The sequence below is a fragment of the Pedobacter sp. Leaf250 genome, from assembly GCF_920984735.1.
Lineage (GTDB): Bacteria > Bacteroidota > Bacteroidia > Sphingobacteriales > Sphingobacteriaceae > Pedobacter.
Genome location: NZ_CAKLBU010000002.1, coordinates 206,440 through 229,192 on the forward strand (window position 1 = coordinate 206,440; position 22,753 = coordinate 229,192).

The following is a 22,753-nucleotide window of genomic DNA, read 5'->3' on the forward strand; positions in this document are numbered from 1 at the left end:
CATCTATAATTTATGATTTATATTATCTAATTCTTGTTGGTGGAATGGTATCTCTACCAATTTCTACACCTGCCGCATTTGTATTAACAACAATATTGTCATCTTCAATTATCGACATATTTGATGGCGAATTGTCTTTCGGCAAAATAATGTATTTCATATCTCTCGCTTTAACCCATTTACCTAAAGTTACACTGTAAATACCTCCAGCTTTATAATACCAACCAAGATCGGCTACTGTATTGTTGTGATAACTGAATCTTATGGTATTTGTACCCTGTAAATAAAAAGGTTGAAAACCTTTATTAGGATCTGCTGGGTCAACTTCTAATGGATCATATACATCGTAAAAATCATTATTTGCAATGAGATAACCAACAGCTGGCGGTCCTGGAGTAAATAAGCTACCACCGTTGTGGATAAATACAACATCAATTGGCCTTGTAGTAGCAGTTACAGTTGTACCTCTAAAAGCAGCAATTCCATAGGCATTTCCACTATTAGCTAATAATGTACTGGTTATAGCACCAAATCCGTCTCCAGCAGTTGTAGAATAATTTATACCTCTTATATATTGTGCAGTTGGTATTGGTGTTGAACCCGTACTGTTTATCGTTCTTCCTGTTCCACCTACATAAAAATAACCACCCTTTCTAACAGTACCAGTTGTTAAATTAAATTTATATGTACGCAAGCCTCCGGTTGCCCAACCATTGGTTGGAAAACCTGCAGGTGTTGAAGCACCAGCATTGTTAGTAGTTACCACAGAAAATGGGGTTACCGCGAAGTTGATATCTCTGGTAGCAATAAATTGAATATAATTATTATTGGCGTTTGTACCCCTTGGATCAGGAATCCATCCTGAAATAATAAAATCAGGAATTTCTGGAGTTGAACTTAGCGTGATCACATCACTAGCTGTTCTCATGCGATGCTCGGGAACCAGGTTGCCTGATGAATTTACTTTATTGAACAAAATCCCATAGTAATTTGCTGAAAATTGCAATGGATTATTGGCAAAAGTGGCAGTTGCTTCAGTATGTAAGGTAATGTTTGCAAAACCATCATTTAAAGTTTTGTCTCCTGATAATACATCTGTTGGGGTTGGTAGCGGATCAAAACCACCTTTTACGATGGCTAACAAAGTACTTTCGTATTTATTTGGATCAGCTAAAATAAAACTACTTGGAACGCGATTTTTAGCAATTGGTTTGTTTTGCGCTACACGATTTACAGCAGTTGGAGCAATGCCTTTAATTTGAAGTATTCCATCTACGCGACTAAGAATACCGCCTGATACATTAATGACAACAGAATCACCAGGCACATATTTAGCTGCATCTGCGCCTAGTGGAATGGCAATACCCCTTAGTTGAGATAAACGTTTTTTATCTTGTACAATTAATAAACCCGATGGTAAGTTTTTGCCAGAATGGTCAGAAACTACAACAGCAGAAATGCTACTTGAGCCATACATATTATCAGGATTAAGGGTAATATCTGCTCCTTTATATAAGCCTCGTAAATCAAAAATAGGTAAAAAAGGGCTTACCTCTCCGCCCGGATAATTTTGCTTTTTACATCCAAAACCAATAATGGCCATTGAAAATAAGATGAAGCTATTTATTAGAATTTTTTTCATGTCGATAATTTTTAATACTGTTTAACGCTTATGGTTTTTGCCACCATACTTGTGTGCTAATTTCGTCGCCACCCATAGAGGCTAGTGCCAACTTATAATTTGTTGGGTTAGTCGACTGGATATAAACAGGATAAGTCATACGAGCTGGCATAACGCCACCATTAGAAAGCCCAGGACCTTTAGGTAAATAAGGGTGACCTGTTCGGCGATATTCGTACCACTGTTGCATATCTACCATAAACAAAGCATAGTATTTTTGCATGTGTATTTGTTCCATTTTATCTTCAAACTGACCAGTATTATAAGTTCCCCACTCGATATCAGCCTCATTTATATAATCTAAAAATTCTGCTGCTGTGGTAGATGTGGTAAAACTTGGCACCCAATAATTAATTGAATTTGCTATGCCTGTATTATAGTAAGCTTCAGCCGAACCGGTGATATATCCTTTTAAAGCTGCTTCTGCTAATATGAGCTGCACCTCTGCATAATTCATAAAAATACCAGTTAACGGATTGGCTTGTAATGATCTTGCATTTAATGCTACACTTGATACCGTTTGTGCAAATGAATAAAAATATGATTGTTTCGGCGCACCTCCACCAACTATATATCCACTTGGTACACCTGCAAAACCTGAGGGCCCTTGAGAAATCCCCCATCTGTTGATTCCAGCATTTGCATAACCTTTAGCGGCAGAAATATCAATTCGTGGATCTTTCCATCCTACTAATCTATCGATAAAGAAACTTGCAATGGCAGGTGCTCTGTAATCCTGTTCACGAATACCATTAACCAATGGTGAAGTGTAAGGATCGGATACGTTGATGCCGCCATTCCACAGAAGTCTTGCAGACTCGCCATTGTTCGATATAATTGGATACTGAGTGGTATTGGTATTTGCTATTTCTTTCATTTTAGCAATAACCTGTGCAGAAACATCAGATTTTCTAGATACCCTCAACAGTAACCTTAAATATAATGAATTTGAAAATTTACGCCATTTTGCTACATCTCCTTTAAATAATGGATCGCTTATCGCAACAATTGGTGTTCCTGTACTTAACAAAGTATTGGCTTCTTCCAGCATTTTGAAAATACCCAGATAAACATCCTTCTGTGTATTAAATTTAGGCTCTGTAATTTCTGAACCTTTATTCGATTCCGTAAAAGGAATATCGCCATAAGTATCAGTTAAATTCGCATATAGCCACGATTGCATCACCAATGAAATACCTTGATATGATTTATTTAGCTTTGAAGGTTCTGAAGCTTTAGTATACATATCCTTAAAATTGGTTAATTGGATATACCAACCATTGTAAAGATAATCTGCAAATGTACGCCTGTACTGATACCTGAAAACCGTTGCATCACCATCATCTTGATTTACAGTAACCTGCATCAATTCATTACTGAAGTTTCTATTGCGAAACATGCCTAATGATAATGAATTAACCAATGCTGGCGCCATCAATTTATCAGGTGTAGTATCGATAATGTTAATCGGGTCTGTATTAATTGCTATAAAATCTTTCTGACAAGAGCTAAATGTTAAGCTGGAGCCAACTAAAAGTATAACAAGCTTTTTTATATTATTTTTCATGATTGTTTTCGAGTTATATTCCAATTGATAGATTAAAGCCATAACTTCTGGTTGATGGGAATTGTCCAATTTCAAATCCCTGAACGATATCCGAACCGCTAATGGTACCAAATTCAGGATCGAACATTGGCCATGGAGACCAAATAAATAAGTTACGTCCATAAAGCCCGAATGAAGCTGTGTTTAAACCAATTTTCTTCAGGAATTTTGGAGCGAATTTGTAAGTAATGGCAGCCTCTCTAAATTTGATAAAATCGGTACTGAAAGTACTACCTTCAGCGTTATCAGCTCCCATATTTGAACGATAATATTCATCAATATCAGTTGCAATTACATCATTTTTACGGAAAGTTCCATCTGGATTTTGAACCACACCGTTACCTATAATTCCACTATATCTACCAGGTAATGTAGAAGTCAGTTTACCTTGCTCTACCAATTTATAATTTAATAATGAGTGCGCTACTGCACCAATCTGAGCATCGAACAATACATTTAAGCTGAAATTTTTGTAGCTGAATGTATTTCCGATACTACCTTTAAAGCGAGGAATGGTATTGCCTAAATAAACCACATCATTGGTTATTTTTGCTAAACCAGATACAGCGTCGAACACTACATTTCCTTGCGGATCGCGAACATATCCTCTACCATACAAATCGCCCATGCTACCGCCAACTTTGGCAACAATTTGCCCGCCAGCTACAGGTCCGGTTCTTAATACTACAGAACTATCACCATTCATGTCGATAATTTTATTTTGGTTGGTTGAGAAGGTCATAAATGCAGACCAATTGAAACCGTTTCTACTTTGAATAGGTTTACCATTTACTGAAATTTCTAAACCTCTATTATTCACCTGACCAGCGTTGATTAACATTTGGTTGTAACCAGTTGCCCTATCTACAATCCTTGTTAAATGCTGATCGTTAGTTTTACCGGCATAAACAGCAAAATCAAAATTTAACCTGTTTTTAAATAACCTAATGTCCGCACCTAATTCATAAGTGGTGGTTCTCAAAGGTTTCAGATTACTATTGGCTAATAAACCTGGATTGGCCAGGGCACTATCCGGATAAGATCCGCTAAAGGCAAGTCCGTAAGTATATGCAGTTCTGTATGGAATTAAACTTCCGCTACCTACCTGCGAAGCAGAGAACCTGAACTTAGCCATATTTACAAACTTTGGCATTTTTACAATTTCAGATAATACAAAACTCGCACTTGCTGATGGATAGAAGAAACCTACATTATCTGTTCTTGTTGCAGATGCCAATGCACTATTCCAATCTTTACGAGCAGTGATATCCAAGAATAAGAAGTCTTTATAACTGTTGGATAAGATCCCATAAAAACTGTTAATGTTTAATCGAGAAGTATCTGGAATTGATAAAAGCGGATATAAATTATTAGAAAGTTCGTAAATGTTTGGAATTTTTAATCCATCAGCACGAATGTCTGATCTGTCGTATCTATTTCTTAACTGACTACCACCTGCTGATAGATTGAAGCTATAATCGTTACTTACTTTTTTATCATATCTGATCAAGAAATCGCTGTTTGTTTCTGATGAATGGCTATTTTGCTCACGATATGAACCAAAAATCAACTTACTCCCAGCATCATACGGACGCTCCTGCATTTGTTTCTGCTTAGCATAATCGATGCTCGATCTTACCAATAAACTCAATTCTTTTGTAAACTGGTAGCTTAATTGAAGACTTCCTGTTATGTTATTACGGCGCTGCTTGTTCTTAAATTCGTTAACTACAGCGTAAGGATTTTCGGGAAAAGAACTATAAGGATATTTGATTTGTCTGTTTTCCTGTCCGTTAACCCAGTAGTTTTTAATCGATTCCAAATCGGCATTTGGCTGCCAAAAGATGAACCAATACATAATGGATTGATTTCCGTAACCATTACCAGGTAAGTTATCGCTATATCTGTTACCATAATTAACTTTGGCCGCTAACTTCAACTTCTTTGTAATATCAGAATTGATTGCCAATGAAGCATTGGTACGCTCTATGCCAGAAAGTGGAATAATCCAAGTATTGCTCTGATTAGATATCGATGTACGGAAATTTGTTGTTTTCCCTAATTTTCCGTCAATACTCAAAGTGTTGGTTAAGTTTTCGCCTTTACTAAAAAACTCTCTAATTTGATTGGTATATGGCACCCATGGCGTACGCGTTAAGCCTACATTTTGCCTGCTGCCATCATATTGAAAAAAGCTTAAACTTGGGTCGAACCTTGGTCCATAAGCAGAACTTGTTCCACTTGTACTTGCGCCATCAGCACTTGCACCATAAGAATAATATGCAGCACCATCCAAACCCTGACCATATTCATATTGTAAATCAGGCCAACGATTTACCTCTTCAAATGAACCATTTGAAGTAAACTTTATCCCTATTGATTTACGTTTAGAATTACCCGATTTAGTTGTGATAATGATTGCTCCATTTGCACCACGTTGACCGTATAATGCCGATGCACCAGGGCCTTTTAAAACCGTTACACTTTCAATATCTTCCGGGTTGATATCATTAATGGTGCTTCCGTAATCGGCTGGCATGTTATCACTTCCAGTTCCGTATACCCCTCCAGATGTAGCGGCAGTACGGCGACCTCCACTACTACTTACTACTACTCCATCAAGTACAACTAAAGCTTCGTTATCACCTGTTAAGTTGTTTTCACCACGTAAAATAATTTTGTTTGAACCACCTGGGCCACTATTTGATCTTACTAAATTTAAACCCGCTACTTTACCTGAAAGCGCATCAGTCCAGTTAGTTGCCACCGATTCTGTTAATTGCGTACTATCAATAGTAGTGGTAGCATAACCTAAAGCTTTTTCATTTCTTTTGATACCCAATGCGGTAACCACAACTTCATTTAGTTGGCTATTTGATGATTTCAATCTAATGGTAAGTCCGTTTAAGTTTCCAGAAATGCTTCTGCTTACAACGGTGTAACCAACCATATTAAATGAAATTGTACCAGCACCTTGAAGCGTAACCGAAAAATCTCCATTATCATTTGTTACGCCCAAAACTTTTCTAGCACCATCGCTAATTGTTGTACCCACTAGTGGTTGCCCATCTCCATCATCAAGTACTTTTCCTTTAATTACAAAGCGCTGCGCAGGCTGCTGGGCAAATACACCTAAATTAGAAGAAAGGAAAATACCCAAGAGAAAAATTTTGATGTAAAATGAAAAGGAATGACTCACTACTGCTAGAAAAGACTTCTGTTCATCATGCTGAAGATGCTTAGGGATTTCATCGACAGTTTTTGATCCATGCCAAAACATGGAACTAGTTTTAGTAAAAAGTTTGTTCATATTATATCCGGTTATTAGCTTGTTTAATTTGTAATTTTCGTTTAGTTACGCTTTCGGAATAGTTGCAAAATAAGCCCTTGGAGATTAAGGATATGTTAAGCAACGATTAAGAAAACAAAAGAAACGCTCATAAAATTACGAATTGTTCGTTTTGCCATTATTAATGGTTTCGATAAATAAATTTAGCAAAACAAATCGAAACTAAAAACAATTTGTAAAATTCTGAAATAAATTGTCTTTTTAAATGGCAACCGAATATAATGGAAAGGAAATGAAGAGGAGAATAATTTATTACTCAGGCAGGCTGAATAACTTAAATTAGCTGTTGTAAAGGGTCGTAAAACCTTAAAATAAGAAATCCAATTAATGATTTTAAACGTTTAGGTAGATGTAATAATGTGGTTACATTTAAATTATTTAAATACAATTAAATATTCATTAAAGTAATTTAAATAAAATGAAACCACAATTGTAACATTCATGTATCACGATAAGTGAAAGATAAAGAAACATTAAACTTTGCTATTTTGATAAGCGAATACGTATTTAATATAAATTTTACTTAAAGAAATTGTTCGCTCAAGTGTAATCAATACGGCTATTGGTAAAATAACAAAGCTAAAAATATTTAAAACGTAGAAAACATAAGCAAGAATTAATATTAAACGAAAGCACTCTAAATAGTATATCCATTTTCTTTGTTCCAAAAGTGCGCCGATATTAATTAAGGTGATTAAAATGAATAATAAAATAGCGGTATGGCCTAAAGTATCGATTTGATTAAAATATAGCGTAAGACCTGTTAGCATGGCTACTACTGTGATGAGCTGAATATTTAAATAAATCCTAAAATGTTTATTCGATTTCTGTTTTACCTTGTTTTGATGAAACTTGCGTTCTAAAATAGGCCTGATGTTTTGGTCCATCATAGCTGGGCTGCCGAAAATTGCATTCCATTTCGCTTTAAATCCTGTTGCCCTTTTGTAGGCCTCTCCTATTTCTAAATAATAATGAAAATGCTGCCATAAAAAACTATAGCTTTTTAATGGATGCGTTAAGCCATATTTCGGTGCTTCTTCTTCCTTTTGGAAAGTACCGAAAAGCTTGTCCCAAAAAACAAATACATCACCATAATTCTTATCTAAATATTTTTCATCGCTTGCATGATGTACCCCATGAAGTGATGGCGTAATAAAAATATTTTCCAGCCAGCCCAATTTACCCACCATTTGCGTATGGGTAAAAAATGAATAAGCACCATGCACCAATAATATAGTAATAATCATGGTAGGATGAAAACCTATAAAGGGCAGTACACACCAAAAAACATTTCTGAAAACGGCTTGAAAAGTAGTAATTCTTGCTGCTGCAGATAAATTGAATTCTTCACTTTGGTGATGAACAATATGTGCAGCCCACAGGAAATTAATTTCGTGCCCCAATCTATGGTACCAATACCACACAAAATCAGTTGCAAGCAAGATTAAAACCCATACGTACCAGGCAGATGAAATATCAAATAATGCATAGTTGCGATATACCAAATCGTATACCTGATAAAAGCTTGCGGCTATAAATAAATTTAACAATCGCTCTGCTATACCAATGCTAAAATTAGCTACCGTACTTTCATATTTAAAAACGTTTGCTTTTTTTTGATTTTGGGCAATCTTATATTCTATAAATACAAAAAGGAAGAAAGCTGGAATGGCAAATGCAAGATAGTTTAAGCCCATATATGTAGGATCTGTTTCGTAATTAACGCTACAAACTTAATAATATTCTACTAATTACATAGATTTAGTAGTTTACTATTTTCAATTAAATCCTTTTCTATTCGTTTTATGTTTTTTGATTCTATTAATTTGTAAAAATCAGTTAAAGTATAATAAAATAGATATGGCAGCAAAAAACAGTACCGATCAAAAAAACATTCTATCGATAGACATTGGCGGAACCAGTATTAAAACAGTATTGCTTGATGAGGATGGAAACATGCTTTCAGAATATATGAAAAGCAAAACGCCTGAAGGTGCTACGCCAAAGGATATTGTTACGGGTATTGAAGAATTGATAAAACCCATACCTACAACATATAATAGGGTTTCAATCGGTTTTCCAGGTTATGTAAAAAACGGGATTGTTAAAACTGCTCCTAATTTAGCGAAGAATAAATGGGCTGATGTAGATTTGGCTCAACGTGTTGCCAATGCGCTTGGCAAACCTGTACGATTAGTAAATGATGCCGATCAGCAAGGTTTAGGAGTGGTTGATGGTAAAGGTTTCGAAATTGTTTTTACAGTAGGTACCGGATTTGGAACTGCCCTCCTATTTGACGGCGAACTATTGCCCCACTTGGAGCTTGCCCATTTCCCACTAAATAAAGAGGAAGATTATGATGATTATATTGGGAATAAAGCTTTCGAAAAAATTGGCGGTGAACGTTGGAACAAGCGCCTTAAAAAAGTAATTGAAACCTATAAAACAGTGTTCAATTACGACTTTCTTTACATTGGCGGCGGTAACTCTAAACAAATAGATTTTAAATTGGATGATAATATTAAACTCGTAACCAATAGAGATGGAATAAAAGGTGGCGCCAAGCTTTGGAAATTAGCCGATAAATACAATATATTTACGGTTGAACCCAAAGTGTAAATTGTACACTAATTGGATATTTTTATTACAATCATTTAACATCATCATCTCTTATATTAAAATGTAAACCCTAATTTTGGGTAACAAGCAAAAAATCAAAAAATGTCAAATAACGAGTCTAAAAATTACAAATTGGGAATGATAGGTTTGGGCACTATGGGCCGCAATCTATTGTTAAACATGGCAGATAAAGGTTTCTCTGTAACAGGTTACGACAAAGATCATAAAATGATCGCCAAACTGGAAGAAGAGGGAAAGGAACATCATCTAAAAGGTTATGATGATATTCACTCATTCATCGATAGTTTACAAACACCCCGAACTTTAATTTTATTAGTTCCAGCCGGACCAATTGTAGATAGCGTTATTAACGAATTGAAACCTTTATTGAGTAAGGGAGATATCATTATTGACAGCGGAAACTCTCATTTCACCGACACCAATCGCCGTGTTGATGAATTGGAAAAAGAAGGTTTGCATTTCTTCGGTATGGGTATCTCTGGTGGCGAAGAAGGCGCTAGATTTGGTCCGAGTATGATGCCAGGTGGCGATAAGCAGGCCTACAATGTGGTAAAGGATGTTTTTGATGCCGTAGCGGCAAAAGTGGGTAGTGATCCTTGCGTAACCTACATTGGCCCTGGTGCTTCTGGTCACTTTGTAAAAATGGTACACAATGGTATTGAGTATGCCATTATGGAATTGATTGCCGAAGTTTACGGAGTACTTAAAAACGGTTTAGGTTATTCAAATGCAGAAATTTATAAGGTATTCAAAAAATGGAATGAGGGCAGACTCCAATCGTTCCTTTTAGAAATTACAGCTGAAATATTTTTGTTTAAAGATACTGAAACACAGAACGATCTGTTAGATCAAATCAAAGATGAAGCACGTTCAAAGGGAACAGGAAAGTGGACCTCAGAAGTATCTATGGAACTTCAATTGCCTGTACCAACCATAAACGAAGCTGTTTCAAATCGCGATTTATCAAAATTTAAAGCATTAAGAGTTTCATTGGAAGAGGCTTTTGGAAAAAAAGATAACAAGATTGATGTTACTGTTGATGAATTAGAGAATGCTTTCTATTTTTCTATGATTAGTGCTTATGCGCAAGGTATGCATTTATTGGTGCAAGCATCAAAAGAATATCAATATGATCTTCAGTTACAGGAAATTGCGAAAATTTGGCGTGGTGGATGTATCATCAGAGCAAAGTTTTTAGAAGATATTTATCAGGCTTATGATAAAAATAATGCATTAGAGCATTTATTTGGAGATGGCGGTATTCAGGAAATCATAAAAACTACTCTTTCGGGCACCAGAAAAACAATTTCTGCTTGTATCAATACAGGTATTGGCATTCCGGCATTCGCCTCTACCCTAACTTATTTTGATACCATTACTACCGCAAGAATGCCTTCAAACTTAATTCAGGCGCAACGAGATTTCTTTGGAGCGCATACTTTCGAGCGCATAGATAAAGACGGTGTATTCCACGCTGATTGGAACAAATTATCCTAATAAATTTGATTAAGAACTTTAAAATATAATGAAAACCAAAACCGCATTAAACCCTACAATATTTGTAATATTTGGTGGTACAGGTGATTTAAACAAAAGAAAATTAGCTCCAGCATTATACAATTTATACATTGAGGGTTACATGCCTGATCAATTTGCCATCATTGGAACAGGTAGAACTGAATTTACAGATAATAGCTATAAAAGTGCTTTAGAAAAAGCTGTTAACCAGTTTTCACGTAGTGGTAAAGTAAAAAAGGAATTGTGGGATGATTTTGGAAACACTATTCATTACTGTCCAACGGATTTTGCTCAACCTAAAACCTTTGAAAATTTAAAAAAATCAGTCGATAAGTATAAGGAACAATTTGGAGGGGATACACAGGTGATATTTTACCTAGCCGTAGCACCAAATTTCTTCCCGGTTATTGCAGAATGTTTGCAAAAGTACAAAATCACCGAAACGGATGACAATAGTCGCATTGTGATTGAAAAGCCTTTTGGCCATGATTTAGACTCAGCAAAAGAATTGAATGCATTGTTGAGTACCATATTTACGGAAAAACAAATTTATCGCATCGATCACTATTTAGGCAAGGAAACCGTTCAGAATATGATGGCATTCCGTTTCGCTAATGCACTTTTCGAACCGCTATGGAATAGATCGTACATCGATCATGTACAAATATCGGTTACCGAACAATTAGGTGTTGAAGATCGTGGTGGCTATTATGAAGGTGCCGGAGCTTTACGCGATATGATTCAAAACCATTTGCTGCAGTTGTTATGTTTAATTGGAATGGAAGCACCAATTAACTTCAATGCCGATGAAATTAGAAATCGTAAGGTTGAAGTTTTAAGAGCCATGCGTCCGTTTTCAGCTGAAGACATTCGTTTCCATACCGTTCGTGGCCAATATAGCAAAGGGTGGGTAGAAGGAAAAGAAGTTCCGGGTTACCGCCAGGAAAAAGGTGTTGATGCACATTCGAATACAGAAACTTTTGCAGCAGTTAAATTCCATATTGATAATTGGAGATGGCAGGGAATTCCGTTCTATTTAAGAACTGGAAAACGTTTAAATCAAACTTCATCATTAATTACCATTCAGTTTAGAGATGTTCCTCATCAAATCTTTTCTTCAGATGTAACGGAAAGCTGGCAACAAAATCGTTTAGTGATCAGCATCCAACCAGAAATGAGTATTCGCATGCAAGTGCAGGCAAAAAGACCTGGATTGGATATGGTGCTAAATCCTGTTGACATGGTTTTTGATTACAAAGGAACTTATGAAGGCGATACACCTGAAGCTTATGAGACTTTATTGTTAGATACCATGATGGGCGATCAAACACTCTTCATGCGTGGCGATCAGGTAGAGGCTGCCTGGGAATTGGTTATGCCGATTATAAATACTTGGGAAAGCAAAAAATCTATCAATTTCCCTAATTATCCTGCTGATAGTTGGGGTCCTGAAGAAGCTGAAGCCCTTATTGCCAGAGATGGTTTCCACTGGTTTAATTTGCCTCTTAAGAATAAAGAATAATAAACTACTCGTCATTGCGAGGTACGAAGCAATCTATTTCCCGGGAATTGATTGATAAGATTGCTTCGTGCCTCGCAATGACGTTTAACATTTTAGATATATGAATTTATTAATTTATAAAACGCTTGAAGAACTTACCGAAGATTTAGCTGATTTTATTATTAAGATCGCCGAATTTTCCATTGAAGAAAATGATCGTTTCAATTTCGTTTTAACTGGTGGTAGTTCGCCTAAAGCGTTATATCAATATCTTGCAAAAGAATGCGAACATAGGATAGATTGGGAAAAAGTGTTCTTTTTCTTTGGCGATGAACGTAATGTTTCTGCTGATGATGAAAATTATAATGGCTTAATGGCAAAGAAAACTTTGCTTGATCCATTGAACATTAAAGAGGACCATATTTTCTATGTGAACACCTCATTGGCCCCGGAAAAGGCAGCCATTGAATATAAAAAATCAATCGATAAGCACTTTAATGGTGAAGATCTAGTATTCGACCTCATCTTGCTCGGAATGGGCGATGATGCACATACGGCTTCTATTTTCCCACACACAACATTAATTAAGGATCAAGAGGTTGATGTAGCATCTGTATTTGTAGAGAAGCTAAATACATATCGCATTAGTTTTACTGCTCCGCTAATCAATAAAGCAGAAAATGTAGCATTTCTTGTTTTTGGAGAGAATAAAGCTGAAGCCATTAAGCATGTTATTGGCGATGAACAGAAAGATTTCGACCAATATCCATCACAACTAATCGATCCTATTGATGGTAAGCTAACGTTCTTTACCGACGAGGCAGCGACTAAATTATTGGAAGAATAACTGCTAAATAATTAACTTATTTTAAATAGAAAAACGGAATACACCTTAAGTTTATTCCGTTTTTTTATGCAGTATTATTTATCTAGTCCAGGTTTTCTTCGATCAGCAATTTTATAATTCCATCGGCCATTCCAACTTTCGGTACAAAAATCTGTTTAATACCCGTCCACTTCATTAAAGTTAAATAAATTTCACTTGCTGGAATAATTACATCAGCACGATCGGGGTTTAAACCTAACTCATGAATACGTTCCTTCAATGAGTAACTTGTTAATTTATTATAAAGGCCATTCAATTTTTGAATTGAAAGTGGAGCTCCATCTTTTTCATCACTCATTCTGAATAATTTATTAATGTTACCACCCGTTCCAATTGCAGCCAGCTGTTTTTGATTTTTAGTATGTTCCTTTACCCATTCTTTCATCTCATCCCAGGTTTCTTCTTTGTCCTGGTTATCGAGCATCCTTATCGTTCCAATGTTAAATGATCTCGAAGCCTCTGGAACTCCTTTCACAAATACCGAAAGTTCTGTACTTCCTCCCCCCACATCAATGTATAAATAAGTTTTGCTTTCATCTAAATCTGCTTCGATATGGTTGGCATAAATAATATTGGCTTCTCTTTGTCCTTCAATAATCTCCAGGTTTAAATCGGTTTGCGCTTTAATCAATTTAACAATTTCCTGTCCGTTACTGGCCTCACGCATGGCTGATGTAGCACAAGCCAAATACTCTGAAACATGATAAACATCCATTAAACTTTTAAAGGCCGACATCGTTTTCACTAAATCACCAGCTTTCCTTTCAGAAATATGCTGATCTAAGAAAGCATCATCGCCTAATCGTAACGGCACTCGAATTAAAGTGTTCTTTTTGTATTTGTATTTTCCATCGCTCTTGCTAATGTCTGCGATAAGTAATCTAACTGCGTTTGAGCCAACATCTATAGCTGCGTATCTTAACATTATTGGTGTTTGGTTTTTAAATAGTTATAAATATCTACCTGAGCCCTGATTTTTTTGCTCAATCTATTTTTATGATATCTATTGTTATTGGATGCGTTAATTTGTCTCGATTTTGTATTGTCTTGCAATTGAAGATCAATTATATCCTGAATTTCTTGTTTTACCTCTGTGTCGAGAACCGGAAAGCCAACCTCTACCCTATGTTCGAAGTTTCTGCTCATTAAATCTGCAGAAGATAAATACATATCATTTTTGCCGTTATTACTAAAAATATAAATCCTTGCATGCTCCAAAAATTTATCGATAATACTAATGGCCGTTATATTTTCACTAAAGCCTTTTACACCTGGCACTAAACAGCAAATCCCTCTAATAATCAATTGAATTTTTACTCCGGCGTTGCTGGCATCATATAATTTAGAAATAATACCTTCATCAGCTAAACTGTTAACCTTAAGCATAATATAAGCCAGCTTACCCGCTTTAGCATTTCTTATTTCTCTATTGATGAAATTGATCAGCTTCGAACGACTTTCTAAAGGTGAAACGATTAAATGTTTGAAACCTTTGGTAACTGTACGTTTATTTAGCGCATCAAAAAGCTTTACTAAATCATTGGTAATTTCTTTTTTAGCTGTAAAAATGCTGTGATCGCAATACAAGCCTGCGGTTTTTTCGTTGAAATTACCTGTAGCTAAGTTTGCATAATAAACGGGTTTATCTTTTTCTATACGTTTTACTAAGCAAATTTTTGAGTGAACTTTGTAATCGGTTAAACCATAATTTACCTTCACACCTTCTTCCATCAAACGCGAAGTCCAGAAGATATTGGCCTGCTCATCAAAACGGGCTTTTAATTCCAAGACCACAGAAACCGATTTGCCATTTTTTGCTGCATTGATCAATGCGTTAATCACCTTTGAGTTTTCAGCGAGGCGATAAAGTGTGATCTGTATCTCGGTAACTTTTGGATCAATGGCTGCTTCGCGAAGAAACAAAATAATATAATCGTACGATTGATATGGAAGATTTACCAAATAATCGCGACGGGCAATTCTACTAAACACACTTTGTGTTCGAGGTAAATCATGTACTTTTAAAGGAATATTTGGAGCATATTCCAATTCTTTTTTACCCACATTTGGGAAGGAAATAAAATCGCCAAATTTATGATAACTATTTCCCGGAATTAGGCTATCGGCATCCAATTTTAGTTTATTTACCAAAACAGTTAGCATGTTTAATGGCATTGCCGAATCGTAAAGTAAACGCATGGGTTTTCCTTTTTTACGTTTCTCTAAACTGCTTTTTAAATCTTCGATAAACTTATCATCAATGTTTTTATCAATATCCAATTCAGCATCTCTGGTTAGCTGGATAGAATATGCTTCTAAATGATCGTAGGTAAAAACATAAAAAATATCATCCAAACAATAACGGATAATATCTTCAGCCAAGATGATAAATTTCAAATCATTTGTTTCTGGCAAGACAAGGAAGCGAGGTAAACTAGGCGGTATTTCTATCAACGCATATTTTTCTCTAACCTTTGTATCTTTTTTAGATAACTTGACGAAGAAGTACAAAAACCTATCTTTTAGTTCGGGAAATGGCTTATCCATATCCAACATGATGGGAACTAAATTGGATAAAATTTTATCGCGGAAATGGTTTTTTACAAATTCACCACGGTTAACGTTGAGTTGCGTATCATTTAATATGAAAATCCGATTTTGAGCCAATTCATTAATAAGTGTAGCCTGAAACAACTGATCGAATTTTCGCTCCTGTTTCACTACAATATTTTTAATCTCATTGAGGATTTTCTTTGGGTTAAAGCCTAATAATGCTTTTGCTTTATCGTTGAGGTTGGTTAACCGCGACATTGTAGCTACACGAACCCTATAAAACTCTTCCAAGTTTGATGAAAAGATGGACAAAAATTTGATCCGTTCGATGAGTGGAACCGTTTCATCAGCCGCTTCTTGTAACACGCGATCATTGAAATATAACCAACTAATCTCTCGGTTTAAAAATGGTATTTTTTTCTTGCTCATCTAAAAAAATAAAAAATCCCTGTAGGTACAGGGATGCTCAAAGCTGCAAAATAATTTGTTAAATTGATGTTAATAAATCAAAGTGTTAACGTTAACAAATTGTATACTCATTAACACATAATATAAAAACTAAAGTAATTTTTTTGGAGTAGTTTTAACTTTTGGTTTGTCTCCATCAACTTTTGCCGCATCTTTTGCAATTGGTTTAACCGCACTATTTACAACTTTTTTAACAGGATTGGTTTCTCTCTTAACGGCCGTAACTTTTTGTTTTACCGCAGTTGTAGCTTTTTTTACCGGCGCAGGAGTTTTAGTTACTTCCTTTATTTCATCTGTAACTGTCTCTTTAATTGCAGCTGCTTTTGGTTTTAGCGTAGCTGCTACTTTATTAACTTCTTTTTTTGCAGTAGCCAATTTTGGTTTTGCTGCTGCCGCAGATTTATTTACTACTTTCTTAACAGCTTCAACTGGTTTGGATAATGCTTTTTCAGCTTTCTCTTGCGAAGCTATTGTTGCTACTTTAACACTCTGAACAATTGGCTTAGCTTTTGAAACTGCTTTTTTAACAACCTTGGCAGCCGATTTTTCCGCCTTGCTAACGGCTTTTGTGATCGGCTTTTTAGCATCTTTAGCTTTAGATTTTGACGATTTTAATAAATCATCTATTTTATGGCCGACATCAGATTTGATGACAGTAAATTTTTTGGTTAATTTTTTAGCCACACGTTTGCTTGCTTTTGCAACTTCAGCACTAATTTCCGATGCATCATGACCTAAGCTTTTAATTACATCTAAAAACTGTGAGGCAATAGATTGCTCCAATTGTTTGGCTGCTTCTTTTTTTGTAGCTTTTTTTTGAGACTTCGCTTTAGTGGTTTTCATATTATTTTTCGTTTTTTTGTGCGCTAGATTTATTTTCAACTAAATCTACTTAATTTTTTAATTTAAAGCTAAAAACATGCCTTCTTTTGATATTGTAAGTAAAGTTGATGCGCAAACTCTTGATAATGCGATTAACAATGCCAAAAAAGAAATCCTCAATAGATTTGATTTTAATGGTTCGAAAAGTACCGTTGATTTAGATAAAAAAACAAACGTAGTTACCATTGTTACAGAAGATGATATGCGTTTAAAAGCAATTGAAGGGTCTATTATTTCTAGGATGATGAAACAAAATTTAGATCCTAAAAGTTTGGATTTTGGCAAAGAGACGATTGCTTCTGGTAATATGATCCGCAAGGAAATTACGATTAAGGAAGGATTAGACAAAGAAGCAGCTAAAAAAGTGGTGGCTAAAATTAAGGCTAGCGGTTTAAAAGTACAGCCTTCCATCATGGATGATCAGGTACGTGTTACGGCCAAAAAAATTGATGATCTGCAAGCAGTGATTTCTCTATGCCGGGGCGAAGATTTTGATCAGCCATTGCAGTTTATTAATATGCGTAATTAATTGGTAACTGTTAAATTGCTTAATCGGCTTTTATTCCCATCTAACAATTAAATCAGTGGATCATTACATTAAAAAAAATGGAAATAACCGAAAACGGATTTATATTTTCTGATAATAAGGAATTGCTCCAAATCGATTCCATTCACCATTATTTAAGTGGAGAATCTTATTGGGCGAAAAATATTCCTTTGGATACAGTAAAACGCTCTATTGAAAATTCACTTTGTTTTGGCATTTATAATGATAACAAACAAATTGGTTTTGCCCGTTGGATAACTGACAAAGCCACATTTGCCTGGCTTTGCGATGTCTATGTAGAATCAGCTCATAGAGGTAAAGGCTTATCAAAAAAACTAATGTCGTTTATGATTTTTCATCCCGATTTGCAAAATTTACGTCGCTATCAATTGGCCACATTAGATGCGCATGGTTTATACGAACAGTTTGGTTTTTCACCTGTTCAAAATCCAGAACGACAAATGGCAATCGTGATTCCCGATGCTTATTCATCATCAACTGAAGATTAATTCGAAAAACCTTTTTCAAGCTTCCTTGTTTTCCATACACATCAAAACATCGAAATCACATGAAAAAGATATTCTTGCTATCAACAGCAATTGCATTTACAATTAGTTTTCAAGCTTGTCAAATTGCAGATAAAAAATCGGCTACCACCAAAGATAGTGTAGCAAATGATACCAATATGGTAAATGGGAATCACGTTACCGGAGCTGAAAGTACACAATCTGGTTTGGATGAGGCTGGGGCAACTTTTTTAAGAAAAGCTGCAGTTGGAGGCATTATGGAAGTGGAAGCTGCTAAAATTGCGATTAAAAATGCTTCAAGCCAAAAGGTAAAAGATTTTGCTTCGCAAATGTTAACCGATCATACAAAAGCCAATGCAGAACTTAAAGCCTTTGCCGTAGAAAAGAAAGTTATTACGCCCGATGCTTTGCCAGCTGATGACCAGATCCATCTTAATGAAATGAAAAAAATGACTGGTGCAGCATTTGACAAGCATTATATGACGATGATGGTAACAGATCATGAAAAAACCATAGCGCTATTTAAAGATGGAGCTGAAAATCGTGATGCCGGTCTTAAAAGCTGGGCAACAAAAACCCTCAAAGTAATTGAAGGACATGATGTTACTGCAAAGGAAATTGCTTCTGGATTAAAATAAGTTATAAATTACATATTCAATCCCGATTGGTTTTACTGATCGGGATTTTTGCATTTTAGAAATGTGTACAAATCATCATTTTTAATACATTTTAATTAATTTGAAAAATTAAAATTAACTTTCGCCGTTTAATACAAAAATAAATAAATGAATAAGAGTAGAATTTTTAGAGCGTTATTGAGCGCTGCTGTGGTTAGTGCAGTACCATTTATAGCTAATGCACAAAAAGCAAATTGGCAAAATCTTGATCTTAAAACTGACTCTACCTTTGGAATCAGTACCGAAAAAGCATATAAAGAACTTCTGAAAGGTAAAAAATCGACGAAGGTAATTGTTGCCGTTAATGATGGCGGCGTGGAAGCTACGCATGAAGACTTAAAAAGAATCATGTGGGTAAATGCCAAGGAAATTGCTGGCAACGGTAAAGACGATGATAAAAATGGTTACGCTGACGATATCAACGGTTGGAATTTCATTGGCGGACCAAAAGAATCTGTCAATTTCGAAACTTTGGAATTAACGCGTTTGGTTCGTCGTGATCAAGCTCGGTTTGAAAATACTACCGATGCAGATGTTGCAGCGAAAGACAAAGCTGATTTTGATGCTTTTAAAGCCAGAAGAGCTGATTTAGAGAAACAACTTGGTGAAGCTAAAGCAGGTTTAGCTAACATTTCTGGTTTTAAAAACGCCTTGGATGCGTTTATAAAAAAGATGGGTAAAGAAAATCCAACTTTAGAAGAAATTAAAAGCTACAAGCCAACATCAGAAATGGATGGTCGGATTCAAGGTATTTTGGTACAACAACTTGGGAATACCAGTTTTAAAGATTTTTACGAAGATCAGATTAAGGAAGGCTTTGAGTACTACACACGCCAGGCAGAATACAATTTAAATGTTGACTATGATCCACGTGCCATTGTAGGCGATAATCCAAACGATGTAAAGGAAAAATTTTATGGAAATAACGATGTAACTGGCCCTGACGCAATGCATGGATCTCACGTTGCAGGAATTATTGCTGCTGATAGAACCAACAAACTTGGAATTATGGGCGTAGCTGATAATGTTGCTATTATGGGCGTTCGTGTAACTCCAAATGGTGATGAACGCGATAAGGATGTTGCGAATGGTATTCGTTATGCGGTAGATAATGGCGCAAAAGTAATTAACATGAGTTTTGGTAAAGCTTATAGCTGGGATAAAGCTGTTGTAAACGAGGCGATGAAATATGCAGCTTCGAAAGATGTTCTAATAGTTCAAGCCGCCGGAAATGAAAATAAAGATATCGATACAGAGAATAATTTCCCTAACCATAAAGATTTAGATGAAAAAACAATTGCATCATGGATTACAGTTGGTGCATCAGGACCGAAGGATGATGAAACTTTGAAAGCAAGTTTCTCAAACTTTGGTAAAACCCAAGTGGATGTTTTTGCTCCGGGCGTTCAAATTTATTCGACTGTTACTGGCTCTAAATACAAAAATCTGAATGGAACAAGTATGGCTTCACCTGTTGTTGCCGGCTTAGCTGGATTAATTCGTTCTTATTACCCAAAATTATCTGCTGCACAAGTGAAAGAAATCATTGTTAAATCGGTTACAAAAGTTAATCACAATGTTTCTTACAAAAAAGGAGAAGAAGGTAGCGAAGAATCAGTTTCTGTGTCTTTCTCTGATTTATGCATTAGTGGTGGTATTGTTAATGCTTATGAAGCTTTGAAACTAGCCGCTACTTATGGTGGTAAAACAGCTGCAAAGTAATCACTAAAAATTTTTACATAGAAAAGGCGAACCATTTTGGTTCGCCCTTTTTTTTGTGATATAATTTAAGCAGTGGCCAAAATCTTATCTGGCGTAATCGGCAAGGTTCTGATTCTTTTTCCAGTGGCATTAAAAACCGCATTCGCAACTGCCGCAGAGAAACCAATTAAAGCAATTTCACCCATTCCCTTTGCCCCCATTGGATTAATGTAAGGATCTGGCTTGTTAATGAAATGAACTTCAATTTCAGGGATATCTGCATTAACCGGAACATGGTAATCGGCAAAATTATTGTTGATGTATCTTCCGTAGCGATGATCGATTATGGATTCTTCTGTAAGCGCCATTCCAACACCTCCAACTGCACCTCCAACCATTTGGCTGCGAGCAGTTTTTGGACTCACAATTGTTCCGGAATCACCTACAGAAACAATTTTATCAACTTTTACTACTCCAGTTAGGCTATGCACTTTTACTTTCACAAAGTGGATAGAAAACGAATACATGGAATAATCATCACGCTCTTTTCCTGCCTGACTTTGTTTAGTTACTTCAATTGATGGAAGATTATTTTTCTTTAATACATCGATAAAATTAGAAGTGGCGTCCATATTCGAATTTGCGGCAAGTTCTGCAATAGTCGATTTTAAGCTCACACAAACATCATTTACAGCCGAACCAACCGTTGAAAGTGTAGCAGAGCCACCTTGGCTAGGTGCAGGTGGAAGAGAAGAATCTCCCAGTTCAAACTTAATTTTATCACCAGGTATCTTTAATAATTTACTGGCAATTAAAGTCATTCCGGTTCCTGTACCCGGACCAATATCGCTGGTTGCACTTTGCAAAACCAATGTACCATCGGCTTTCAAAATACCTTTTACGCTGGCTCTGCCCCTGTTTGCATTGAATACACCGATACTTACGCCATAACCCATTTTCCATTGACCATCAACCAGGCTACCAGGTTTGTTTTTGCGTTCTTTCCAACCGATTTTTTGTGATCCAATACGATAAGCTTCTTTAATATTTTTATCTGAAAAAGGTTTGTTTCGTTGCTGGTCTTTTTCAGGATCATTTTTAATTCTAAATTCAAGTGGGTCCATGTTTAAAGCATGTGCCATTTCATCAATTGCACTTTCCAATGCAAAAGCACCTGTGGCCTCACCTGGTCCACGCATCCAAATTGGCACACCTAAATCAACAGGAACAACTGTGTATTGAGTATTCACATTATCACATTGATACATGAATTTTGCCATGTTAACCACGCCCTCAGTGAAATTTTCGTAAACCGAAGTTTCGCCGAAAGCACGGTGTGTAATGCCAGTTAATTTTCCATCTCTATTTGCACCTAAACCAATGGTTTGTACAGCGGCCGGGCGATTGCCAACCATAGTAAACATTTGCATTCGGGTAATAACCAACTTTACAGGTTTACCGATATGCTTTGATGCCATAACGGTAGCGATTTCCAAAGGCCAGGTTCTTAAGGCCATGCCAAAACCACCGCCAACAAATTCAGAATTTACCTGGATATTTTCAATAGGAATTTTAAAAACATTAGCTATTGTACCTTGTGTAGCTTTTACACCTTGTGTTTTTGCATAAACCGTAACCTGATTATTAGGGCGCCAATCGGCAATAATCCCATGTAATTCCATCGGATTATGCGTTTCAATTGGAAGATGGTATTTCTGTTCTACAATAACTTCAGCAGTTTTGTACGCATTTTCAATCCCACGTTTATAATCAGGCTGACCTTGAAGTTTCTTGGCTTTGGTATCTCCCACTGCCTTTTCGAAATCAGTATTAAAATCTTCTTTTGCGTAAGTTGCTTTAATCAGCGATGCTGCATAAGTAGCCCTTTCGAAAGTATTTGCAACCACAATGGCTATTGGCTGTCCATTAAAAAATATCTTATCGGTATAGAAAATTTTAAATGGCGAACCACCTTCCTGCTCATAAGCGGGAGCCGATGGTTTATTTAAGTGCGATACTACCGAAATTACGCCAGGTGCTTTTTCAGCAGCTTTTGTATCAAGCGAAGTAATTTTACCTTTCGTAATGGTGCTGGTAACCAAAACACCATAAGTTAATCCAGGTAGCTCATATTCAGCAAAGTATTTAGCTTTTCCTGTAACCTTGTAAACGCCATCTACACGGTCATTTTCATCTCTTAAAAGTTGTTTTTCCATG

16 protein-coding genes are annotated in these 22,753 nt (G+C 36.0%); 8 read left to right on the forward strand and 8 right to left on the reverse strand.

The annotated features are described in order from the left end of the window. Positions 1-22 precede the first annotated feature (22 nt). The 4 genes from LUA91_RS02855 to LUA91_RS02870 all read right to left on the reverse strand — a co-directional run bounded on the left by LUA91_RS02855 (position 23) and on the right by LUA91_RS02870 (position 8,333). Positions 23-1,642, reverse strand: a complete 1,620-nt coding sequence (locus LUA91_RS02855) for a DUF5689 domain-containing protein (RefSeq protein WP_231424442.1) — start codon at positions 1,640-1,642, stop codon at positions 23-25. 28 nt (positions 1,643-1,670) lie between these two features. After that, positions 1,671-3,248: a SusD/RagB family nutrient-binding outer membrane lipoprotein gene (locus LUA91_RS02860; RefSeq protein WP_231424443.1), complete on the reverse strand. Its 1,578-nt coding sequence runs from the start codon at positions 3,246-3,248 to the stop codon at positions 1,671-1,673. Positions 3,249-3,261: 13 nt separating this feature from the next. After that, complete coding sequence (locus tag LUA91_RS02865) at positions 3,262-6,597, reverse strand: SusC/RagA family TonB-linked outer membrane protein (RefSeq protein ID WP_231424444.1); 3,336 nt, start codon at positions 6,595-6,597, stop codon at positions 3,262-3,264. 512 nt (positions 6,598-7,109) lie between these two features. Next, a complete protein-coding gene (locus tag LUA91_RS02870; RefSeq protein ID WP_231424445.1) occupies positions 7,110-8,333 on the reverse strand; it encodes a sterol desaturase family protein in 1,224 nt (407 codons plus the stop codon). Positions 8,334-8,496: 163 nt separating this feature from the next. Between LUA91_RS02870 and LUA91_RS02875 the strand changes: the two genes are divergently transcribed. From LUA91_RS02875 to pgl, 4 genes are all read left to right on the forward strand, one after another. Further along, positions 8,497-9,255, forward strand: coding sequence for an ROK family protein (locus LUA91_RS02875; RefSeq protein ID WP_231424446.1), 759 nt, complete (start codon positions 8,497-8,499; stop codon positions 9,253-9,255). Between the two features lie 102 nt (positions 9,256-9,357). Further along, a complete protein-coding gene (gene gndA, locus LUA91_RS02880; protein ID WP_231424447.1) occupies positions 9,358-10,773 on the forward strand; it encodes an NADP-dependent phosphogluconate dehydrogenase in 1,416 nt (471 codons plus the stop codon). Between the two features lie 28 nt (positions 10,774-10,801). Then, positions 10,802-12,316 carry a glucose-6-phosphate dehydrogenase gene (gene zwf, locus LUA91_RS02885; protein WP_231424448.1) on the forward strand — a complete coding sequence of 505 codons (1,515 nt, stop codon included), beginning with the start codon at positions 10,802-10,804 and terminating at the stop codon, positions 12,314-12,316. A gap of 100 nt (positions 12,317-12,416) precedes the next feature. Then, a complete protein-coding gene (pgl, locus tag LUA91_RS02890; protein ID WP_231424449.1) occupies positions 12,417-13,142 on the forward strand; it encodes a 6-phosphogluconolactonase in 726 nt (241 codons plus the stop codon). Between the two features lie 82 nt (positions 13,143-13,224). Here pgl and LUA91_RS02895 read toward each other — a convergent pair whose 3' ends face one another. From LUA91_RS02895 to LUA91_RS02905, 3 genes are all read right to left on the reverse strand, one after another. Then, positions 13,225-14,106, reverse strand: a complete 882-nt coding sequence (locus LUA91_RS02895; RefSeq protein ID WP_231424450.1) for an exopolyphosphatase — start codon at positions 14,104-14,106, stop codon at positions 13,225-13,227. After that, entirely contained in the window at positions 14,106-16,163 is a 2,058-nt protein-coding gene (gene ppk1, locus LUA91_RS02900) for a polyphosphate kinase 1 (protein WP_231424451.1), read from the reverse strand. Before ppk1 ends, LUA91_RS02895 begins: the two co-directional genes overlap by 1 nt. Positions 16,164-16,292: 129 nt before the next feature. Further along, on the reverse strand, positions 16,293-17,045 hold the full coding sequence (locus tag LUA91_RS02905; RefSeq protein WP_231424452.1) for a hypothetical protein: 753 nt from the start codon (positions 17,043-17,045) through the stop codon (positions 16,293-16,295). Positions 17,046-17,121: 76 nt separating this feature from the next. On the opposite strand from LUA91_RS02905, the gene LUA91_RS02910 reads away from it, so the two are divergent. The 4 genes from LUA91_RS02910 to LUA91_RS02925 all read left to right on the forward strand — a co-directional run bounded on the left by LUA91_RS02910 (position 17,122) and on the right by LUA91_RS02925 (position 20,557). Next, complete coding sequence (locus tag LUA91_RS02910; RefSeq protein WP_056849049.1) at positions 17,122-17,613, forward strand: YajQ family cyclic di-GMP-binding protein; 492 nt, start codon at positions 17,122-17,124, stop codon at positions 17,611-17,613. A 77-nt stretch (positions 17,614-17,690) separates the two neighbouring features. Beyond that, on the forward strand, positions 17,691-18,140 hold the full coding sequence (locus tag LUA91_RS02915; protein ID WP_231424453.1) for a GNAT family N-acetyltransferase: 450 nt from the start codon (positions 17,691-17,693) through the stop codon (positions 18,138-18,140). 59 nt (positions 18,141-18,199) lie between these two features. Continuing rightward, positions 18,200-18,796: a DUF4142 domain-containing protein gene (locus LUA91_RS02920; RefSeq protein ID WP_231424454.1), complete on the forward strand. Its 597-nt coding sequence runs from the start codon at positions 18,200-18,202 to the stop codon at positions 18,794-18,796. Between the two features lie 147 nt (positions 18,797-18,943). Further along, on the forward strand, positions 18,944-20,557 hold the full coding sequence (locus LUA91_RS02925) for a S8 family peptidase (RefSeq protein WP_231424455.1): 1,614 nt from the start codon (positions 18,944-18,946) through the stop codon (positions 20,555-20,557). A 65-nt stretch (positions 20,558-20,622) separates the two neighbouring features. On the opposite strand, the gene LUA91_RS02930 is transcribed toward LUA91_RS02925, so the two are convergent. Then, positions 20,623-22,752, reverse strand: coding sequence for a xanthine dehydrogenase family protein molybdopterin-binding subunit (locus LUA91_RS02930; protein ID WP_231424456.1), 2,130 nt, complete (start codon positions 22,750-22,752; stop codon positions 20,623-20,625). Position 22,753: the final 1 nt, after the last annotated feature.